Consider the following 15642-nt stretch of genomic DNA (forward strand, 5'->3'; position numbering starts at 1 on the left):
CCGTGCGCCTCCGTCGGCGGTCGTCCCATTCTAGGACGGGCATGCGCCTTATGGGAACTCGAGGGCGTTCGGGCTCTCATCGGGCACGGGCGGCGGGGGCGTCGGCGCCGGCGCCGCACCGGGCAGCGTCGATCCGCGGGAGAGCGAGCCGCTGCCGAACCGGTCCCGCGCCCGGTCCATCGCGGCCTCCAGATCCGTCCATCCCGTGGTGCGGCCGACGAGCTCGGCCTGTCTCCCGGCGGTTCCCGCGGGCTCCAGGTGGGAGGCCCGCACACCGGCCAGTCGGACCCTCGGCATGCCGGCGCGCTCCCGCTCCCACAGGGCGACGACGTGCTCCCGCAGCCGCTCGCCGCTCGAGGTGGGCTGGGAGAGGGTGGAGGAGCGGGTGAGGGTCGTGCCGTCCGGCCCGCGGAGCTTGAGCGTCACCGTGCGGGCGACGAAGCCGCCGGAGCGGAGCTGGCGGGCGACCTCGTCCGCCATGACGGTGATCCGACGACGGATGTCGACGGGGTCCACGAGGTCCTCGTCCCAGGTGCGCTCGGTGCCGAGCGACCTGTCGCGCACACGGCGCCCCAGACCGGTGCGGTCGGTGCCGTCCGCGAGCCGGGCGACGTGCGGGGCCTGCGGACCGAGCACCCGGGAGAGCGCCGCGGGCGGCAGCTCCCGCAGCTGACCGATCGTGCGGACGCCGAGGCGCTCGAGCCCCTGCACCGCCCGCGGACCGACCCCCGAGATGACGGAGACGGGCAGCGGGGCGAGGAACTCCGCCGTCCGGGCCGCGGGGACGATGAGCATGCCGTCCGGCTTCGCCCGCGCGGAGGCGATCTTCGCGACGGCGCGGGAGACGGAGCCGCCCACGGAGCTGGGCAGGCCGAGCTCCGAGCGGATCCGCTCCCGCAGCAGGGCGCCGATCCGCTCCGGCGGCCCGAAGAGCCGTCGCGCGGGCCGGACGTCGAGGAAGGCCTCGTCGACACTGATCTGCTCGACGTCCGCGACGACGTCGCCGAGGATTCCCATCACCTGGGCGGAGATCTCGCGGTACACGCCGATCCGCGGCGGCACGATCACGAGGTCCGGCGCCAGGCGCCGGGCGGTCGCCATCGGCATCGCGGAGCGGATCCCCCGCTCGCGCGCCGGGTAGCTCGCCGCCGCGACCACGCCGCGACGTCCCTCGCCGCCCACGACCACCGGAAGCCCGGCCAGCTCCGGGGCGTCGCGCACCTCGACCGAGGCGAAGAACGCATCCATGTCGAGGTGGAGGATCCCGGGCTGCTCGAGGGGCTCGGGCGCCTCGGACCGCTCGGACTCGCGGGCGCCCCCGGGCGTGACCTCGCCGTGCTGCGCGCCCATCACCGCTCCTTGCTCATGTGCTCGATCCCGCCCGCGCACTGTAGCGCGCAGGACCGCTCAGCCGGCGAGCGCCGTGAGGGAGCCCGGGAGATCCTCGAGGAGGATCTCCCCCACCGCCTCGAGATGCGCGGCGGTGTCCTGGAGGTGCCTCGCGAGGAGCTCGGGCTCCGGCATCGCCCGGGGGTCGCGGTCCAGCCGCATCCTCTCCGCGACGAGAGGCACCAGCGCGAGCGCGCGGTCGCGCTCGGCGGGCCCCATCCGCTCGAGCGCCGCCCACACGTTCAGCGGCAGCTTGCGGCGGCGCTCGCGGTTGGCCCGGGCCACGAGGATCCCGGCGCCGCGCAGTGCGGCACGGTGGACGAGCTCGAAGGCGCCGCGAGGGTCGGTGTCCTCGCGCTCCCGCGCCGCGGTGAGCAGCTGGCGCGCGCGCTCGAGATCCGCCTGGTCCTCATCGAAGCGGTGGAGGGGGCCGCGCCGTGCGCCGCCCCGCGGGGTCGTGATGCTGCCGGTCATCCGCTCCTCCTGCCATCGGTCCTCCCGGGGCGCTCCCGGGATGTCCCCCACGCTACGAAGGGGGTGCGACGGACGAGCCGCCTGCCGTCGGCATGGGGACGACGGGACGTTGGGGAGGAACGATCCGACCGCCGCCTCCTAGAGTGGGGTGATGCCCCCACGTGCCCGACGCCGCTCCGGCGCCTCCTCCGCCGGCTCGAGCCCCTTCCCGCACCTCGGCCCCCTCGGCGAGGTCGTCCCCGTCTCCACCGGCGTCGTGCGGCTCGAGCAGGAGAGCGACGGCTCCGTGCTCCTCGAGGTCAACGGCGTTCCCTCCTCCCATCTGCATCCTGACCCGCGGCACCTCGTCTTCGAGTACATGCGGTGGATGCTCCTCGCGATCGACCTCCACCTCGGCGACTCCGGTGACGACGCCGCGCAGCTCGCGCACCTCGGCGGCGGGGGCTGCTCCCTGCCCCGGGCCGTCGCGGCCTCCCGGCCGCGGTCCCGGCAGATCGTCGTCGAGCTCGACGCCCTGCTCGCCGAGCACGTGCGCACCTGGTTCGACCTCCCCCGCTCCCCGCAGCTGCGCATCCGGGTCGACGACGCGGCCGTCGCGCTCGCGGACTGGCGCGAGGACCGCTTCGACGTGCTCGTGCGCGACGTCTTCGCCGGGGACCGCACCCCGGACTCCCTCGTGTCCCGCGGGGCCGCCGAACACGCCGCCCGCGTGCTCCGCGAGGGCGGGCTCTACCTCGCGAACTGCGCGGCCGCCCCGGGGACCGGGCTCCTGGCGGACGAGGTCGCGACGCTCTCCGCCGTGTTCGAGCACGTGGGCGTCATCGCCGAGCCCGCCCACCTCAGCGGGAAGCGCCGAGGCAACGCCGTGCTCCTCGCGAGCGCGCACCCGCTCCCCGACGGCCTGGACCGGGCGCTCCGCTCCGATGCCGTCTCGGTGCGCCTCGCGCGACCCGAGCAGGTCACCGCCCTGCGCCGCTCCGGCCGCGTCCTCGAGCACTGAGCGCCGAGGGCAGCGCCCCGAGCACCCGCCTCAGCGGGGTCCGGTCCGGGACGCGACGAGGGCCGGCCCGGAGCGATGCTCCGTGCCGGCCCTCGCGGGCGTCCGGCGACGCGCGGGATCAGAGCGGACGGACCTGCTCGGCCTGCGGGCCCTTGTCGCCCTGGGCGACCTCGAACTCGACACGCTGACCCTCGTCCAGCGAGCGGTAGCCGTCCATGTCGATCTGGCTGTGATGCACGAAGACGTCGGCGCCGCCGCCGTCGATCTCGATGAACCCGTAGCCCTTCTCGGCGTTGAACCACTTGACCGAGCCCTGTGCCATACCTGTCCTTCTCCTCGTGTGCGTCCTGCGGCGGCCGCCCGTGCGACCCCGTTGCTGCGGAGCGACCATTCTGGCACGGAGGTGGCGCTGTTCACATGCGGTCCCGACCCCGAGGGGCCGGGGTGATCACAGCGACGGCGGGGACTCCCGTCCGTCGCCGTCACGATCCGCGAGGAAACGCTCGAAGTGGTCACCGATCTCGTCCGCGGTCGGCATGTCGACCGTCGTCGCGAGCGGGGACCCCTCCTCGTCACGGTCCGCGTCGTACTGCTCCTCCAGGGCGCTGACGACCTGCCCCACCTCGGCGTTGCGCTCGAGAGTGCTCTCGAGGGCCGCACCGGCGGCGTCCGTGAGGTCCCCCAGCGCCACGAGCGGCAGGTCCAGCCCCGCTCCTCCGGAGACCCGGCGCAGCAGCGCGAGCGCGCCCGCGGGGAAGTCCGTGCGGGCCAGGTAGTGCGGCACCTGGGCCGCGTAGCCCATCGCCGGATGACCGGCGCGGCCCAGCTCGACCTCGAGGAGCGCACCGAAGCCGGCGGGAATCACGATCTCCGCGCCCTCCTCGGGCCGCAGCGACCCCTCGGGCGGGCGACGGTCCCGGCCGCCGAGCAGCTCGGGATCGTTCGCGTGCGCGAACAGACCGATCGGGCGGGTGTGCGGAACGGCCATGGGGACGGCCTGCATCCCCACCACCCGGCGCACGCCGAAGAACTCCACGAGGTCCACGATCGCCTGGGCGAGCCGCTTCCACTGGAGATCGGGCTCCGGCCCGTCCAGGAGCAGGAACGGCCGGTCCGAGTCGTCGTACATGAGCGAGAGCGTGAGCTCGGGGATCTCGACCCTCTGGAAGGAGACCCCGTCGAAGACCGCCTGCGGGCGGGAGCCGCGATAGTCCAGCAGCTCATCGACGTCGAAGCTCACGAGCCGGACGTGGCGCAGCTCGTCGCGGAGATAGGTCGCCGCGATGCGGCAGGCGTTCCCGGCGTCGACCATGCCGGGCAGCGCGTGGACGAGCGTGAGACCCTCCCGGGGCACCGCCTCGAGCAGCTCCGAGGCCTCGAACGAATACAGATCCCGAGGATCCCGCATCTGTCCCCTCCTCCCGGGCCGACGGGTGGCGCGCGCACCCAGGCGCGTCCACCATAATGGACCACCGCGCTCCGCCGGCCCGATGTCCTCGGTCGGCGGCCGGCAGGAGTGGAACCGTCAGGGGGAGCAGGTCCGTGGACGACGCCGAGGAGCAGATCCGTCGCGAGATCGCGCGTGAGCAGACGCACGCCGATCGACTCTACGCACGGCTCGACGAGCTCATCATCCAGGTCGAGGGGAACCTCGAGAGCATCCAGGCGTCCCAGCACGCCTCCACCCATCAGAACCGCTCCGAGCGGGACTCCTTCATGGCGCTGTACGAGGACCGCCTCGCGCTGCTGCGCTCGGTGTCCCACGGCGTGGTCTTCGGGCGGCTCGACACCGAGGAGGACGCCCGGCGGTACATCGGCCGCATCGGCCTGTTCACCGCGGAGCGCGAGCAGATGCTCGTGGACTGGCGGGCGCCCGCCGCCGCCCCCTTCTACCAGGCCACCAGCGCCGACCGGCAGGGGGTGCGCCTGCGGCGCCACCTCATCAGCCGCGGCCGCACAATCACCGGCCTGGAGGACGACGTCCTGGACCCAACGGTGCTCGCCGAGGGGGACGACGTGGTCCTCCAGGGCGAGGGCGCCCTGCTCGCCGCGGTCTCCGAGCGCCGCACCGGACGCATGGGCGACATCGTCGCGACCATCCAGGCCGAGCAGGACCGCATCATCCGCTCCGAGAACCGTGGCGTGCTCGTGGTCCAGGGCGGGCCGGGCACCGGCAAGACCGCCGTGGCGCTCCACCGCGCGGCCTACCTGCTCTACACCCACCGCCGCCGTCTCGAGCACACGGGCGTGCTGATCATGGCCCCCACCCAGGGGTTCCTCCGCTACATCGAGCGCGTGCTGCCGAGCCTCGGCGAGTCCGGCGTCGTGATGACCACGCCGGGGACCCTGTACCCCGGCGTCGAGACGACGCTGCACGATCCGGACCCCGTCGCCCGCATCAAGGGCCACGCCGACATGGCCGAGCTGCTCTCCCGTGCGGTCAAGCAGCGCCAGCGCATCCCCGCGGAGGACGTGCGCCTGCGCATCGACGGGACCGAGCTCGTGCTCAGCCGGGACGACGTGCGCGGCGCCCGGCGCGAGGCACGCTCGGGGCACAAGCCCCACAACGCCGCGCGCGCGGTCTTCGTGCGCGCCGCGCTCAACCGGCTCGTCACCCGCTACGAGAAGGCGCTCGCCGCCGAGGGGCGCACCGTGGTCCCCGAGGACCGCGGCGACCTCCTCTCCGATCTGCGGAGCGATCCCGACGTGCGCCGGGCGCTGAACCTGGCCTGGCTCCCCTACTCGCCGCAGGGCTTCCTGCGGATCCTGCTCTCGCGGCCCGACCGCCTGCAGGAGGCCGCCCCGCGCTCTCTCGCCGACCACGTGCATCTCCTCGTGCGCGGCAAGGACGAGCCCTGGACCGTCGAGGACGTGCCGCTGCTCGACGAGGTCGCCGAGCTCCTCGGGGAGGACTCCGCGCCCGACGAGGCCCGCGCCCAGGAGGCCGCCTCCCGGCGTGCGGCGGACGTCGAGTACGCCCGGCGCGTGCTCGAGAACGTGGACAGCTCGGGGATCGTGCGCGCTGAGGACCTCGCCGACCAGGTCACGCGGGTCCGCGACGGGCGCTCCCTCGCCGAGCGCGCCTCCTCCGAGCGCTCGTGGACCTACGGCCACGTCGTGGTCGACGAGGCGCAGGAGCACTCCCCCATGAGCTGGCGCGCCCTCATGCGCCGCTGCCCGACGAAGTCGTTCACCGTCGTGGGCGACGTCGCGCAGACCTCCTCCGCGGGCGGGACCTCCTCGTGGTCCGCCGCGCTCTCCCCGTACGTGCAGGACCGTCTCCAGGTCGAGAACCTCACGGTCAACTACCGCACGCCGGCCCGGATCATGGAGCGGGCCCTCGCCATGGCGGCCGCGCACGATCTGCCGGTCACGACGGTGAGCTCGGTGCGCGAGGGCGCGAGCGACCCGGAGATCCTCAGGGTGGGAACGGACGAGCTCGCCGCGGGCGCCGCCCGGGCGGTCCTGTCCTGGCGCGACGGCCGGACCGGCCGGACCGCGGTGATCACGGCCCCGGAGCGGATCGGCGAGGTGGCCCGCGCGCTCCAGGAGCACGGCGCGGTGTCCGGACAGGGACGGATCGGGCTGGGATCCTCCGGTGTCGACGACGAGATCGCGGTGATGAGCGCTCAGGACGCGAAGGGCCTCGAGTTCGACGCGGTCGTCGTCGTGGAGCCGGCGGAGCTCGTGGAGCAGCACGGCGCCGGGGACCTCTATGTCGCGATGACCCGGCCCACGACCCATCTGGGCGTGGTGCACGCCCGGGACCTGCCGGAGGGCGTCGGCGGCTGAGCCTCCTGCGCCCTGTGCCCCCACGGTGCCCGGCGTCCCGCGGCCCGGGGCGGGCGGGAGGCTCCGCTCGGGGCGGGTCCACGGACAGAGATCGGCGGCCGTGGCTTCCCCTCCACGACCGCCGATCAGATGTGCGCCGCGCGAGCGCACGGGGGCTATCTTACGCACACCCTGGGAGTCTCCTGACCACTATCCACCACCTGGTGGACGAGTCTCAGGACGAGGCCGGACCTTCGTCGCGAAGCCGACGGATCGCCGCCTCGAAGTCGTCGAGGGACTCGAACCCCTGGTACACGCTCGCGAAGCGGAGGTAGGCCACGAGGTCCAGCTCCTGGAGCGGCTGCAGGATCGCGAGCCCGACGCCGTGGGCGTCGATCTCCGCCTGGCCCGATCCGCGGATGTCCTCCTCGACGCGTTGCGCGAGGACGGCGAGCTGATCGTCGGAGACGGGACGGCCCTGGCAGGCCTTGCGCACGCCGGAGATGACCTTCGCGCGGCTGAAGGGCTCGCTCACCCCGGATCGCTTGAGCACGGAGAGCGAGGCCGTCTCCGTGGTGGAGAACCGGCGGGAGCACTGGGGGCACTGGCGCCGGCGCCGGATCGTGCCGCCGTCGTCGGACGTGCGCGAGTCGACGACCCTCGAATCGGGATGGCGGCAGTACGGGCAGTGCATCGGGCCAGGGTACCTGGCCCGGGGGATCAGCGCCCGGCGGGATCCGCGGCCGGCAGCACGATCTCCTGGCCCTGCGTGAGGCGCGGGGTGGGGAGCTCGTTGAGCGCGCGGACCTCGGTGACGAAGTCGGCGTCGCTCATGCCCTCGGGGGCGTAGAGATCGGCGTAGGACCAGAGGTCGTCGCCGGCGGCGACGGTGACCGTCCGCTCGCCGTCGGCCCCGTCACCCGCGAGGGCGGAGGGGACGTCGAGGACGAGCAGGGCGAGGGCGGCGACGGCCAGCCCGAGGAGGAAGGCGATCGCGGTGACGAGCATGCGGCCCCGACGGGTGACCTCCAGTCGAACACCTGCACGAGCAGGGCGGGCGACGGCGGAGGCGTCACGCAGGGGAAGGGCGGTGACGGTGGCCTGACGAGTGTGCATCTTACGAACTCCTGTTCGATCGAATCTCTGTGCGACTCTAGGGCAGAGCTTCGCGACACGCAAGAGAAAACTCGAACACATGTTTGGAGTTCGCTCCCGGCCGACCTACCCTGGGTGACACGACCACCGAACCGCGAGGGTCAGACAGACGAAGCCAGGAGGACCGCCCGATGTCGCCGAGCATCCCGTCCCGACCCGCGCCGCTCCGCCGCCTGCGCGAGGAGTCGCCGTCCGAGTCCACGGCCGCGCTCTCCCGTCGCCAGCGGCTCGTGCTGGAGACCATCACCGCGTCGCTGCGCTCGCGCGGCTACCCGCCCACCATCCGGGAGATCGGCGACGCCGTGGGACTCACCTCGTCCTCCTCGGTCTCCCACCAGCTCCAGGTGCTCGAGCGCAAGGGATTCCTGCGCCGCGACCCGCGCAGCCCGCGCGCGATGGAGGTCGTCATGCCCGGGGAGGACGGCGCCCCCGAGCAGGAGGCAGATCCCTCCGAGGTCATGGCCGGCCCCTCCGTGCCCGTTCCGCTCGTGGGACGGATCGCCGCAGGCGTCCCCATCACCGCGCAGGAGCAGGTCGAGGACGTCTTCACGCTGCCCGAGCGGCTCGTCGGCGACGGCGACCTCTTCCTGCTGCAGGTGGTCGGCGAGTCGATGATCGACGCGGCGATCTGCGACGGCGACTGGGTCGTCGTCCGCTCGCAGCCCACGGCGGAGAAGGGCGAGATCGTCGCCGCGATGATCGACGGCGAGGCGACCGTCAAGACGTTCGCCCAGCGGGACGGCCACATCTGGCTCATGCCGCACAACCCGGCCTTCACGCCGATCCTCGGCGACGCCGCCGAGATCCTCGGCAAGGTCGTCGCCGTCCTCCGCGCGGTCTGAGGTCCTGCCAGGCCGGGTCGTTCCGGGCCCATGTCCTGCCGGGGCTCGGGCTCGGGCTCGGGCTCGTCCCGGCCCAGGGCCTGACGCCCCCGGGCCCTGGGACCGCCCGGCTCAGGAGGCGCTGAGCCGCCGGAGCGCGTCGACGGCGACGCGCGGGTCCTGGGTGGGCCACAGCGGAGGCATCGCCGCCCGCAGCACCTGCCCGTAGCGGGCCGTCGCCAGCCGCGGGTCGAGCACCGCGACCATGCCGCGATCCTCCTGCGTGCGGATGAGCCGGCCCGCGCCCTGCGCCATGAGCAGCGCCGCATGCTGCACGGAGACCGCCATGAAGCCGCTGCTCCCCCGCTGGTCCACGCGCTCCTGGCGCGCCGCCGTCAGCGGATCGTCCGGCCGCGGGAACGGGATGCGGTCGATCGTCACCAGGCGGCAGGCCTGCCCGGGGACGTCCACGCCCTGCCACAGGGTGAGCGTGCCGAAGAGGCTCGTGTCCGGGTCCTCACGGAAGTCCCGCACGAGATTGCCCATCGAGTCCTCCCCCTGCACACCGATGGGGAGGTCGAGCCGGGCGCGCACGTGCTCCGCGGCGAGCTCCGCGCCCCGGCGGGAGGAGAACAGGCACAGCGCACCGCCGTGCGAGGCCTCCACGAGCTCCGTCAGATGGTCGAGCATCTCGATGCTCGGCCCCTCGCGGCCCGGCCGCGGCAGATGCGCGGCCGTGTAGAGGATGCCCTGGCGGCGGTAGGCGAACGGGCTTCCGACGTCGAGACCCGCCCAGGCGCCGTGGTCCTCGCGGGAGGGGACCTCGTCCACCGCGGTGCGGGCCGCGCGCGCGAGCCCCACCTCCCCCGCGGGCGGCTCGAAGCGGCCGCCCAGGGCGAGGGTCGCGGAGGCGAGCACGGCCGTGCGGTGCTCGAGGATCGCCCCGCGCATGGCGAGCGCGACGCTCAGCGGCGCCACCTGCACGCTCGAGCGCCCGGTGACGGGCGAGTGGGAGACGGAGACGACGTCGTCCTCCGCCGGGTCCAGGAGACGCTCGCAGACGTCGATGATCTCCTGCAGGCTCGAGCGGACGGCCTTGCGCGCGCCGGCCGTGCCGACCACACCCTCGTCCCCCGCGTCCTTGGCGTCGGTGTGGGCGGTGCGGGCCTGGACCCGCAGCTGCTCGATCGCATCGGCGAGGCGCTCCGGGAGGTCCCCGATCACCCGCCCGTCGGGGACGAGCGCGAGGGCCTCGCGCAGCTCGTCGCCGGCGTCGTCGAGCGCGGTCGCGGCCATGCCCAGGCCCCGGAGGTCGCGCACGGTCCCCCGCACCATGCCGGGCACGAGCACCTCGGTGACGGCGCCGGTGACGCGGGAGGTGAGGTCGTGGGCCTCGTCGAAGACGACCACGTCGTGCTCGGGGATGATCCCGTGGCCGTCGAAGGCGTCGATCGCGAGCAGCGCATGGTTCGTGACGATGACGTCGACCTCCTTCGCGATCTCGCGGCTGCGCTCGGCGAAGCAGGAGCCGACCATCGGACAGGTCTGGCCGAGGCACTGGTTGCCCAGCACGGAGACCTGCCGCCAGGCGCGGTCGGAGACCGGGTCCTCGAGGCTGTCGCGGTCACCCGTGTCCGTCTCCTCCGCCCAGGCGCGCAGTCGCCGCACCTGGTCCCCGAGCCGTTCGCTCGCGCCGGAGGCGGGGTCCACCGCGGCCTCGGAGAAGAGGGAGCCGGGATCCTCGACGGGGTAGCCGCCGTCCATCTTGTGCCGGCACAGGTAGTTCCCGCGCCCCTTGAGCAGGGCGAAGGTGGGCGTGCGCGGGAGGTGCGGGGCGAGCGCGTCGACGATCCGCGGGAGGTCCTTGCGGATCAGCTGGGTCTGCAGCGCGATCGTCGCCGTGGAGACGACGACCGGGCGCCCCGAGGTCACCGCGTGCCGCAGGGCGGGGACGAGGTAGGCGAGGGACTTGCCGGTGCCGGTGCCCGCCTGGACGAGCAGATGGCGCTGACCCCGCATGGCCGTGTCGACGGCCTCCGCCATCGCGGACTGCCCCTCGCGGGGGCTGCCGCCGATGGCCCCGACGGCCGCCTCCATCAGGGTGGACAGGGAGGCGACGGACGCCTCGGAGGCGGGGGCTGCGGTCATCGGATCAGGGTATCCGCGCGCCCCCGCGCTCCGGCTCAGGCCGCGCCGCGCAGCTCCGCGGCGAGCGCCTCGTCGACACGGGCGTGCAGGTGGGTGCCCTCGGCGAGATGCTCCTCACCCAGCACCTCGCCCGTGTCGTGCGCCCGCGAGATCAGGTCGCCCCGCGAGTAGGGCACCACGAGGTCCACCTCGACGGCGGGACGGGGCAGGTGCTCCGCGATGAGCTCGCGCAGCTCCTCGATGCCGGCTCCCGTGCGGGCGGAGACCACCGCGGAGAGCCCCACCTGGGATCGGATCCGGGCGAGGGTCTCCGGGGCGGCGATGTCGGCCTTGTTCAGCACGACGATCTCGGGCACGTCGAAGCCCTCGATCTCGCCGAGCACGGTGCGCACGGCGCGGATCTGGCCCTCCGGGTCCGGGTGGGAGGCGTCGACGACGTGGAGCAGGAGGTCCGCGTCGCCGACCTCCTCGAGCGTCGAGCGGAAGGCCTCGATGAGCTGCGTGGGCAGGTGCCGCACGAAGCCCACCGTGTCCGCGTAGGTGTACTCGCGGCCGTCCGGGGTCCGCGTGCGCCGGACCGTCGGGTCCAGCGTCGCGAACAGCGCGTTCTCGACGAGCACGCCCGCCCCGGTGAGGCGGTTGAGCAGGGAGGACTTCCCGGCGTTGGTGTAGCCGGCGATCGCGACGGAGGGCACCTGGTTGCGGTGGCGGTCCGCGCGCTGCGCCTCGCGCCCCGGGGCCATGGCCTTGATCTCGCGGCGCAGCTTGGACATGCGGTCGCGGATGCGCCGGCGGTCCAGCTCGATCTTCGTCTCGCCGGGGCCGCGGGAGCCCATGCCCGCGCCGCCCGCGGCGACGCGCCCGCCGGCCTGACGCGACATGGAGTCGCCCCAGCCGCGCAGTCGCGGCAGCAGGTACTCGAGCTGCGCGAGCTCCACCTGCGCCTTGCCCTCGCGAGACTTGGCGTGCTGGGCGAAGATGTCGAGGATCAGCGCGGTGCGGTCCACGACCTTCACCTTGACGATGTCCTCGAGGGCACGGCGCTGGCTGGGGGCCAGCTCGCCGTCGGCGATGACCGTGTCCGCGCCGACCTCGGTGACGACCTCGGCGAGCTCGGCGGCCTTGCCGCGACCCAGGAAGGTCGCGGGATCGGGATGGGCACGGCGCTGCATGACGCCCTCGAGCACCTCGGAGCCCGCCGTCTCGGCGAGCGCGGCGAGCTCGCGCAGGCTGTTCTCCGCCTCCGCCACGTCGCCGGAGGTGTAGAGGCCCGCGAGGACCACGCGCTCGAGCCGCAGCTGGCGGTACTCGACCTCGGTGACGTCCTCGATGTCGGTGCGCAGCCCGGCGACGCGGCGCAGGGCATGGCGGTCGGCGAGGTCGAGCTGGTCCCCGTCGGTCGTGGAGTCGTAGGTGACCGACGAGACGGAGGCGTCGCCGCGGGCGAGGATGCGCTCGGTCAGCGGGTCACGGGTGCGGGAGCCCGGGATCGTGCTCTCGGCGGCTTCTGCTCCCGGGGCGCTGCTCGGCACGACGTCGGTGTCGGGCTCGGAATCGGGATGGAAGGCGATGGGCACGTTCAGGGATCTCCTCATGGGGGACGACAGGGGCCCGGCGGCACCGGGTCGTCCCAGAATCCCACGCCCCCGCGCCGGGGTCGAGGGATTTTGCCCACGGCGCACCCGCCCCGGCGCCGAGCTCGCCGCACGCCGGCGCAGGCCTCCGTATCCTGCCGGGGTGGACGAGCACTACTTCTCCCCCTCCCCCTCGACCGAGGACACCCGCTTCCCGCTGCGGGTGAGCCTCGCCGGCGAGGAGCGGCACCTGGTCTCGAGCTCTTCCGTGTTCAGCGGGCACGGCCTGGACAAGGCCACGGCGGTGATGCTCGCGCGGCTCGACGAGATCTCCCCCGTGCCGCCCGGCGCCCGGCTGCTGGACCTCGGCTGCGGATGGGGCCCGATCGCGCTCACGGCGGCGCTGCTGCACCCGGACGCCGAGGTCTGGGCGGTCGACGTCTCGGAGCGCGCCCGCGACCTCACGGCGGAGAACGCCGCGACCCTCGGGCTGGGGAACGTCCACGTCATCGCGCCCGAGGAGGTCCCTGACGACCTCACCCTCGACGCGATCTGGTCGAACCCGCCGATCAGGATCGGCAAGGAGGCCCTCCACGCGCTGCTGCTGACGTGGATCGGCCGCCTCACCCCCGAGGGCACCGCGGCGATGGTCGTGGGCAAGAACCTCGGTGCGGACCCGCTGGCCCGGTGGCTCGGCGAGCAGCTGCCGGGCCGCGAGGTCGCCAAGGTCGCGAGCGCCAAGGGCTTCCGGGTCCTCGAGGTGGGGCCCGCCCGCTGAGGCGGAGCGAGGGGACCCGGTCACCCCGGGCCGGCGGGGCTCAGAGGAGCAGGGTGCCGTCGGCGACGATCTCGGCGGCGCCGGCGAGCGTGACCTCGCCCTGATCGGTCCAGCCCACCTCGAGGGTGCCGCCGAGGACGTCGACCCGCCAGGGCAGGCGGGTGTCGTCCCCCGCGCGCAGGGCGGCCGCGACCGCCGTGGCGGCGACGCCCGTGCCGCAGGACTCGGTCTCCCCCACCCCGCGCTCGTGGACGCGCATCGCCACGTGCCGCTCACCGCGCGTGACCACGAGCTCGATGTTCGCGCCGTGCTCCGGCTCCGGGGAGAGCCCCGGGCGGCGGGTGAGGTCGAGGTCCTCGAGCGCCACGCCCTCGGGGAGGAACGCGACGGCATGCGGATTGCCCATGTCGACGTCGGTGACCTCGAGGTCGTGGCCCTCGACGTGGACCGTGCGGCCCGTCCGGGAGATCCCCGCCTCGCCCATGCCGACGCGCACGCGCCAGGCGGGATCCTCCGCCGTCGGGTCGGCGAGCATCTCGACGGTGCGCACGCCCGCGCGGGTCCAGAGCGGGAAGCGGTCCTCGCGCACGTGCCCCTCGCGGCGCAGGAAGGCCGCGACCACGCGCACCCCGTTACCGCACATCTCGGCGATCGAGCCGTCGGCGTTGCGGTAGTCCATGAACCACTCGGGGGCGTCCGCCGGGGCGTCGATCCCGGCCGCACGCGTGCGCACCGCGCGGATCACGCCGTCGCCGCCCACCCCGGAGCGACGGTCGGCGAGGGCCGTGACCGCGGCCGCGTCCAGGTCGATCGCGCCGTCGGGGTCGTCCAGCAGCACGAAGTCGTTGCGGGTGCCGTGGCCCTTGGAGAAGCGGAGCCCCTCGGGGAAGCGCGGACCCGCGGGGGTCGACCGTCCGTACGGCGCAGGAGTGCTCATGGTCCGAGCCTAGGCCAGCGCGGCGAGGGCGTCCTCGAGCACGTGATCCAGCGCTCGCCCCGCCGCCGGGTCGGCACCGTCGATCCAGCGCACCCGTGCGTCGCGGTGGAACCAGGTGTCCTGCTTGCGCACGAGCCGCCGGGTGCCGACCACCGTGGACTCCCGCGCCTGCTCGGTCGTCATCGTCCCGTCGAGCACGGCGAGTCCCTGCTCGTAGCCGATCGCGCGCCGCGCCGTGACCCCGCGGTCCAGACCGCGCTCGCGCAGCGCGGCGACCTCCTCGAGCAGCCCCGCCGCGAGCATGCCGTCCACCCTCCGCGCGATCCGCTCGTGCAGCGCGCCGCGGTCCTGCCGCAGCCCGATCTGCACCGTCGAGGGGTCGCGGTGCAGGGGCCGCGGGAGGAACGCCGCGAAGAGGCGGCCGGTGAGCTCGCCGACCTCGAGGGCCCGCACGATCCTCCGCACGTCCCCGGGACCGATGCTGCTCGCCGCCCCGGGGTCCCGTCGGGCGAGCTCCTCGTGGAGGGCCGGGGCGCCGATCTCCTCCGCGCGGCGCTCCCAGCGGGCGCGGACCTCCGGATCGGTGGGCGGGAACTCGAGGTCGTCGAGGACGGCGCGCACGTAGAGACCGGAGCCGCCCACGAGGATCGGCACCCGCCCTCGGTCACGGATCGCCGCGAGGTCCGCCCGGGCGGCGGCCTGGTACGCGGAGACGCTCGCCTCCTCCGTCACGTCGAGCACGTCGAGCTGGTGATGGGGCACGCCGAGCCGCTCCGCCGGGGGGACCTTCGCGGTGCCGATGTCCATGCCGCGGTACAGCTGCAGGGCGTCCGCGTTGACGACCTCGCCGTCCAGGTGCCGGGCGAGCGCGATCGCGAGGTCGGACTTGCCCGTCGCGGTCGCGCCGACGATCGCGATCAGCGGGGCGTTCTCCATGGCGAGCACCCTATCCGCCGGGTCCGAGGGCGAGCTCGTCGAGGGGTCAGCGGGATCACGTCGGGCGGCCGGGCCTTCTTGCAGGGGACGGGGTAGGGTGAGGCCCGCCCCGGCACCGGGGCTCCACCGTTCCCGAGCGAGACCACCGAGGTGCACGTGACTACCGCGAACGAGGACCGCCTGCTGGCGGACTCGGCCGAGGGCCTGACGCCGATGTCCCTGCAGCGGGTGCAGCAGGCGCTGACCCGCCACGGCTACGCCTATGTGGAGGACGAGGCGCATCCCGAGATCCTCCGGGCGCGCTTCGACGACTACCGATTCCAGTTCATGCTCAGCGGCGAGGACCACGGCGTCCTGCAGACCCGCGGGCGCTGGAACCACAGCGTGGACATGTCCCGCAAGGTGCAGATGATCAAGCTCTGCAACGAGTGGAACATGAACCGCGTGTGGCCCAAGGTCTACGTGCGGCGTGAGTCCGAGGGCCTGCTCGGCGTCTACGGCGAGCTCGCCGCGGACTTCCGCGCCGGCGCCCTCGACGCCCAGGTCGACAGCGCGCTCACCTGCGGGCTGAGCACCGTCATCGCGTTCTTCCACAGCCTCGAGGACCGCCTCGGCGCCGAGCTCGACGACCTCGACGGCTGATCCCGCACCACGCATGA

The 15642-nt window shown here is 74.1% G+C and carries 15 protein-coding genes; 5 read left to right on the forward strand and 10 right to left on the reverse strand.

Annotated elements, in window-relative coordinates; translation table 11 throughout:
• Positions 1–48 precede the first annotated feature (48 nt).
• Together dinB and NLU66_RS14715 are read right to left on the reverse strand one after the other, a co-directional pair.
• A complete protein-coding gene (dinB, locus tag NLU66_RS14710) occupies positions 49–1350 on the reverse strand; it encodes a DNA polymerase IV (protein WP_259360375.1) in 1302 nt (433 codons plus the stop codon).
• Positions 1351–1407: 57 nt separating this feature from the next.
• Positions 1408–1863 carry an SAV_6107 family HEPN domain-containing protein gene (locus tag NLU66_RS14715; protein WP_259360376.1) on the reverse strand — a complete coding sequence of 152 codons (456 nt, stop codon included), beginning with the start codon at positions 1861–1863 and terminating at the stop codon, positions 1408–1410.
• Between the two features lie 151 nt (positions 1864–2014).
• Here NLU66_RS14715 and NLU66_RS14720 point away from each other — a divergent pair, with 151 nt between their 5' ends.
• Positions 2015–2863, forward strand: coding sequence for a spermidine synthase (locus tag NLU66_RS14720; protein ID WP_259360377.1), 849 nt, complete (start codon positions 2015–2017; stop codon positions 2861–2863).
• 118 nt (positions 2864–2981) lie between these two features.
• On the opposite strand, the gene NLU66_RS14725 is transcribed toward NLU66_RS14720, so the two are convergent.
• Complete coding sequence (locus NLU66_RS14725) at positions 2982–3185, reverse strand: cold-shock protein (RefSeq protein ID WP_137771232.1); 204 nt, start codon at positions 3183–3185, stop codon at positions 2982–2984.
• A 126-nt stretch (positions 3186–3311) separates the two neighbouring features.
• The gene (locus tag NLU66_RS14730; RefSeq protein ID WP_259360378.1) at positions 3312–4271 is read right to left on the reverse strand and encodes a proteasome assembly chaperone family protein; all 960 of its coding nucleotides are present in this window, start codon (positions 4269–4271) and stop codon (positions 3312–3314) included.
• Between the two features lie 134 nt (positions 4272–4405).
• On the opposite strand from NLU66_RS14730, the gene NLU66_RS14735 reads away from it, so the two are divergent.
• On the forward strand, positions 4406–6655 hold the full coding sequence (locus tag NLU66_RS14735; protein ID WP_259360379.1) for a HelD family protein: 2250 nt from the start codon (positions 4406–4408) through the stop codon (positions 6653–6655).
• 214 nt (positions 6656–6869) lie between these two features.
• On the opposite strand, the gene nrdR is transcribed toward NLU66_RS14735, so the two are convergent.
• Positions 6870–7328, reverse strand: a complete 459-nt coding sequence (gene nrdR, locus NLU66_RS14740) for a transcriptional regulator NrdR (RefSeq protein WP_137771235.1) — start codon at positions 7326–7328, stop codon at positions 6870–6872.
• Between the two features lie 26 nt (positions 7329–7354).
• Positions 7355–7642, reverse strand: coding sequence for a peptidoglycan-binding protein LysM (locus NLU66_RS14745; protein WP_259360380.1), 288 nt, complete (start codon positions 7640–7642; stop codon positions 7355–7357).
• A gap of 278 nt (positions 7643–7920) precedes the next feature.
• On the opposite strand from NLU66_RS14745, the gene lexA reads away from it, so the two are divergent.
• The gene (gene lexA, locus NLU66_RS14750) at positions 7921–8631 is read left to right on the forward strand and encodes a transcriptional repressor LexA (RefSeq protein WP_259360381.1); all 711 of its coding nucleotides are present in this window, start codon (positions 7921–7923) and stop codon (positions 8629–8631) included.
• A 111-nt stretch (positions 8632–8742) separates the two neighbouring features.
• On the opposite strand, the gene NLU66_RS14755 is transcribed toward lexA, so the two are convergent.
• Both NLU66_RS14755 and hflX read right to left on the reverse strand, forming a co-directional pair.
• On the reverse strand, positions 8743–10758 hold the full coding sequence (locus NLU66_RS14755; RefSeq protein WP_259360382.1) for an ATP-dependent DNA helicase: 2016 nt from the start codon (positions 10756–10758) through the stop codon (positions 8743–8745).
• Between the two features lie 35 nt (positions 10759–10793).
• On the reverse strand, positions 10794–12335 hold the full coding sequence (gene hflX, locus NLU66_RS14760) for a GTPase HflX (RefSeq protein ID WP_259360383.1): 1542 nt from the start codon (positions 12333–12335) through the stop codon (positions 10794–10796).
• A gap of 160 nt (positions 12336–12495) precedes the next feature.
• Between hflX and NLU66_RS14765 the strand changes: the two genes are divergently transcribed.
• Complete coding sequence (locus NLU66_RS14765; RefSeq protein WP_259360384.1) at positions 12496–13110, forward strand: class I SAM-dependent methyltransferase; 615 nt, start codon at positions 12496–12498, stop codon at positions 13108–13110.
• A 40-nt stretch (positions 13111–13150) separates the two neighbouring features.
• Here NLU66_RS14765 and dapF read toward each other — a convergent pair whose 3' ends face one another.
• Together dapF and miaA are read right to left on the reverse strand one after the other, a co-directional pair.
• Positions 13151–14047 carry a diaminopimelate epimerase gene (dapF, locus tag NLU66_RS14770; protein WP_259360385.1) on the reverse strand — a complete coding sequence of 299 codons (897 nt, stop codon included), beginning with the start codon at positions 14045–14047 and terminating at the stop codon, positions 13151–13153.
• Between the two features lie 9 nt (positions 14048–14056).
• Entirely contained in the window at positions 14057–14983 is a 927-nt protein-coding gene (gene miaA, locus NLU66_RS14775) for a tRNA (adenosine(37)-N6)-dimethylallyltransferase MiaA (RefSeq protein WP_259360386.1), read from the reverse strand.
• Between the two features lie 156 nt (positions 14984–15139).
• Between miaA and NLU66_RS14780 the strand changes: the two genes are divergently transcribed.
• Positions 15140–15625 carry a YbjN domain-containing protein gene (locus NLU66_RS14780; RefSeq protein ID WP_240811143.1) on the forward strand — a complete coding sequence of 162 codons (486 nt, stop codon included), beginning with the start codon at positions 15140–15142 and terminating at the stop codon, positions 15623–15625.
• Positions 15626–15642 lie beyond the last annotated feature (17 nt).

Origin of the sequence: Brachybacterium sp. NBEC-018 (assembly GCF_024860185.1) — a bacterium.
In the GTDB taxonomy this organism is placed as follows: Bacteria; Actinomycetota; Actinomycetes; order Actinomycetales; family Dermabacteraceae; genus Brachybacterium; species Brachybacterium rhamnosum.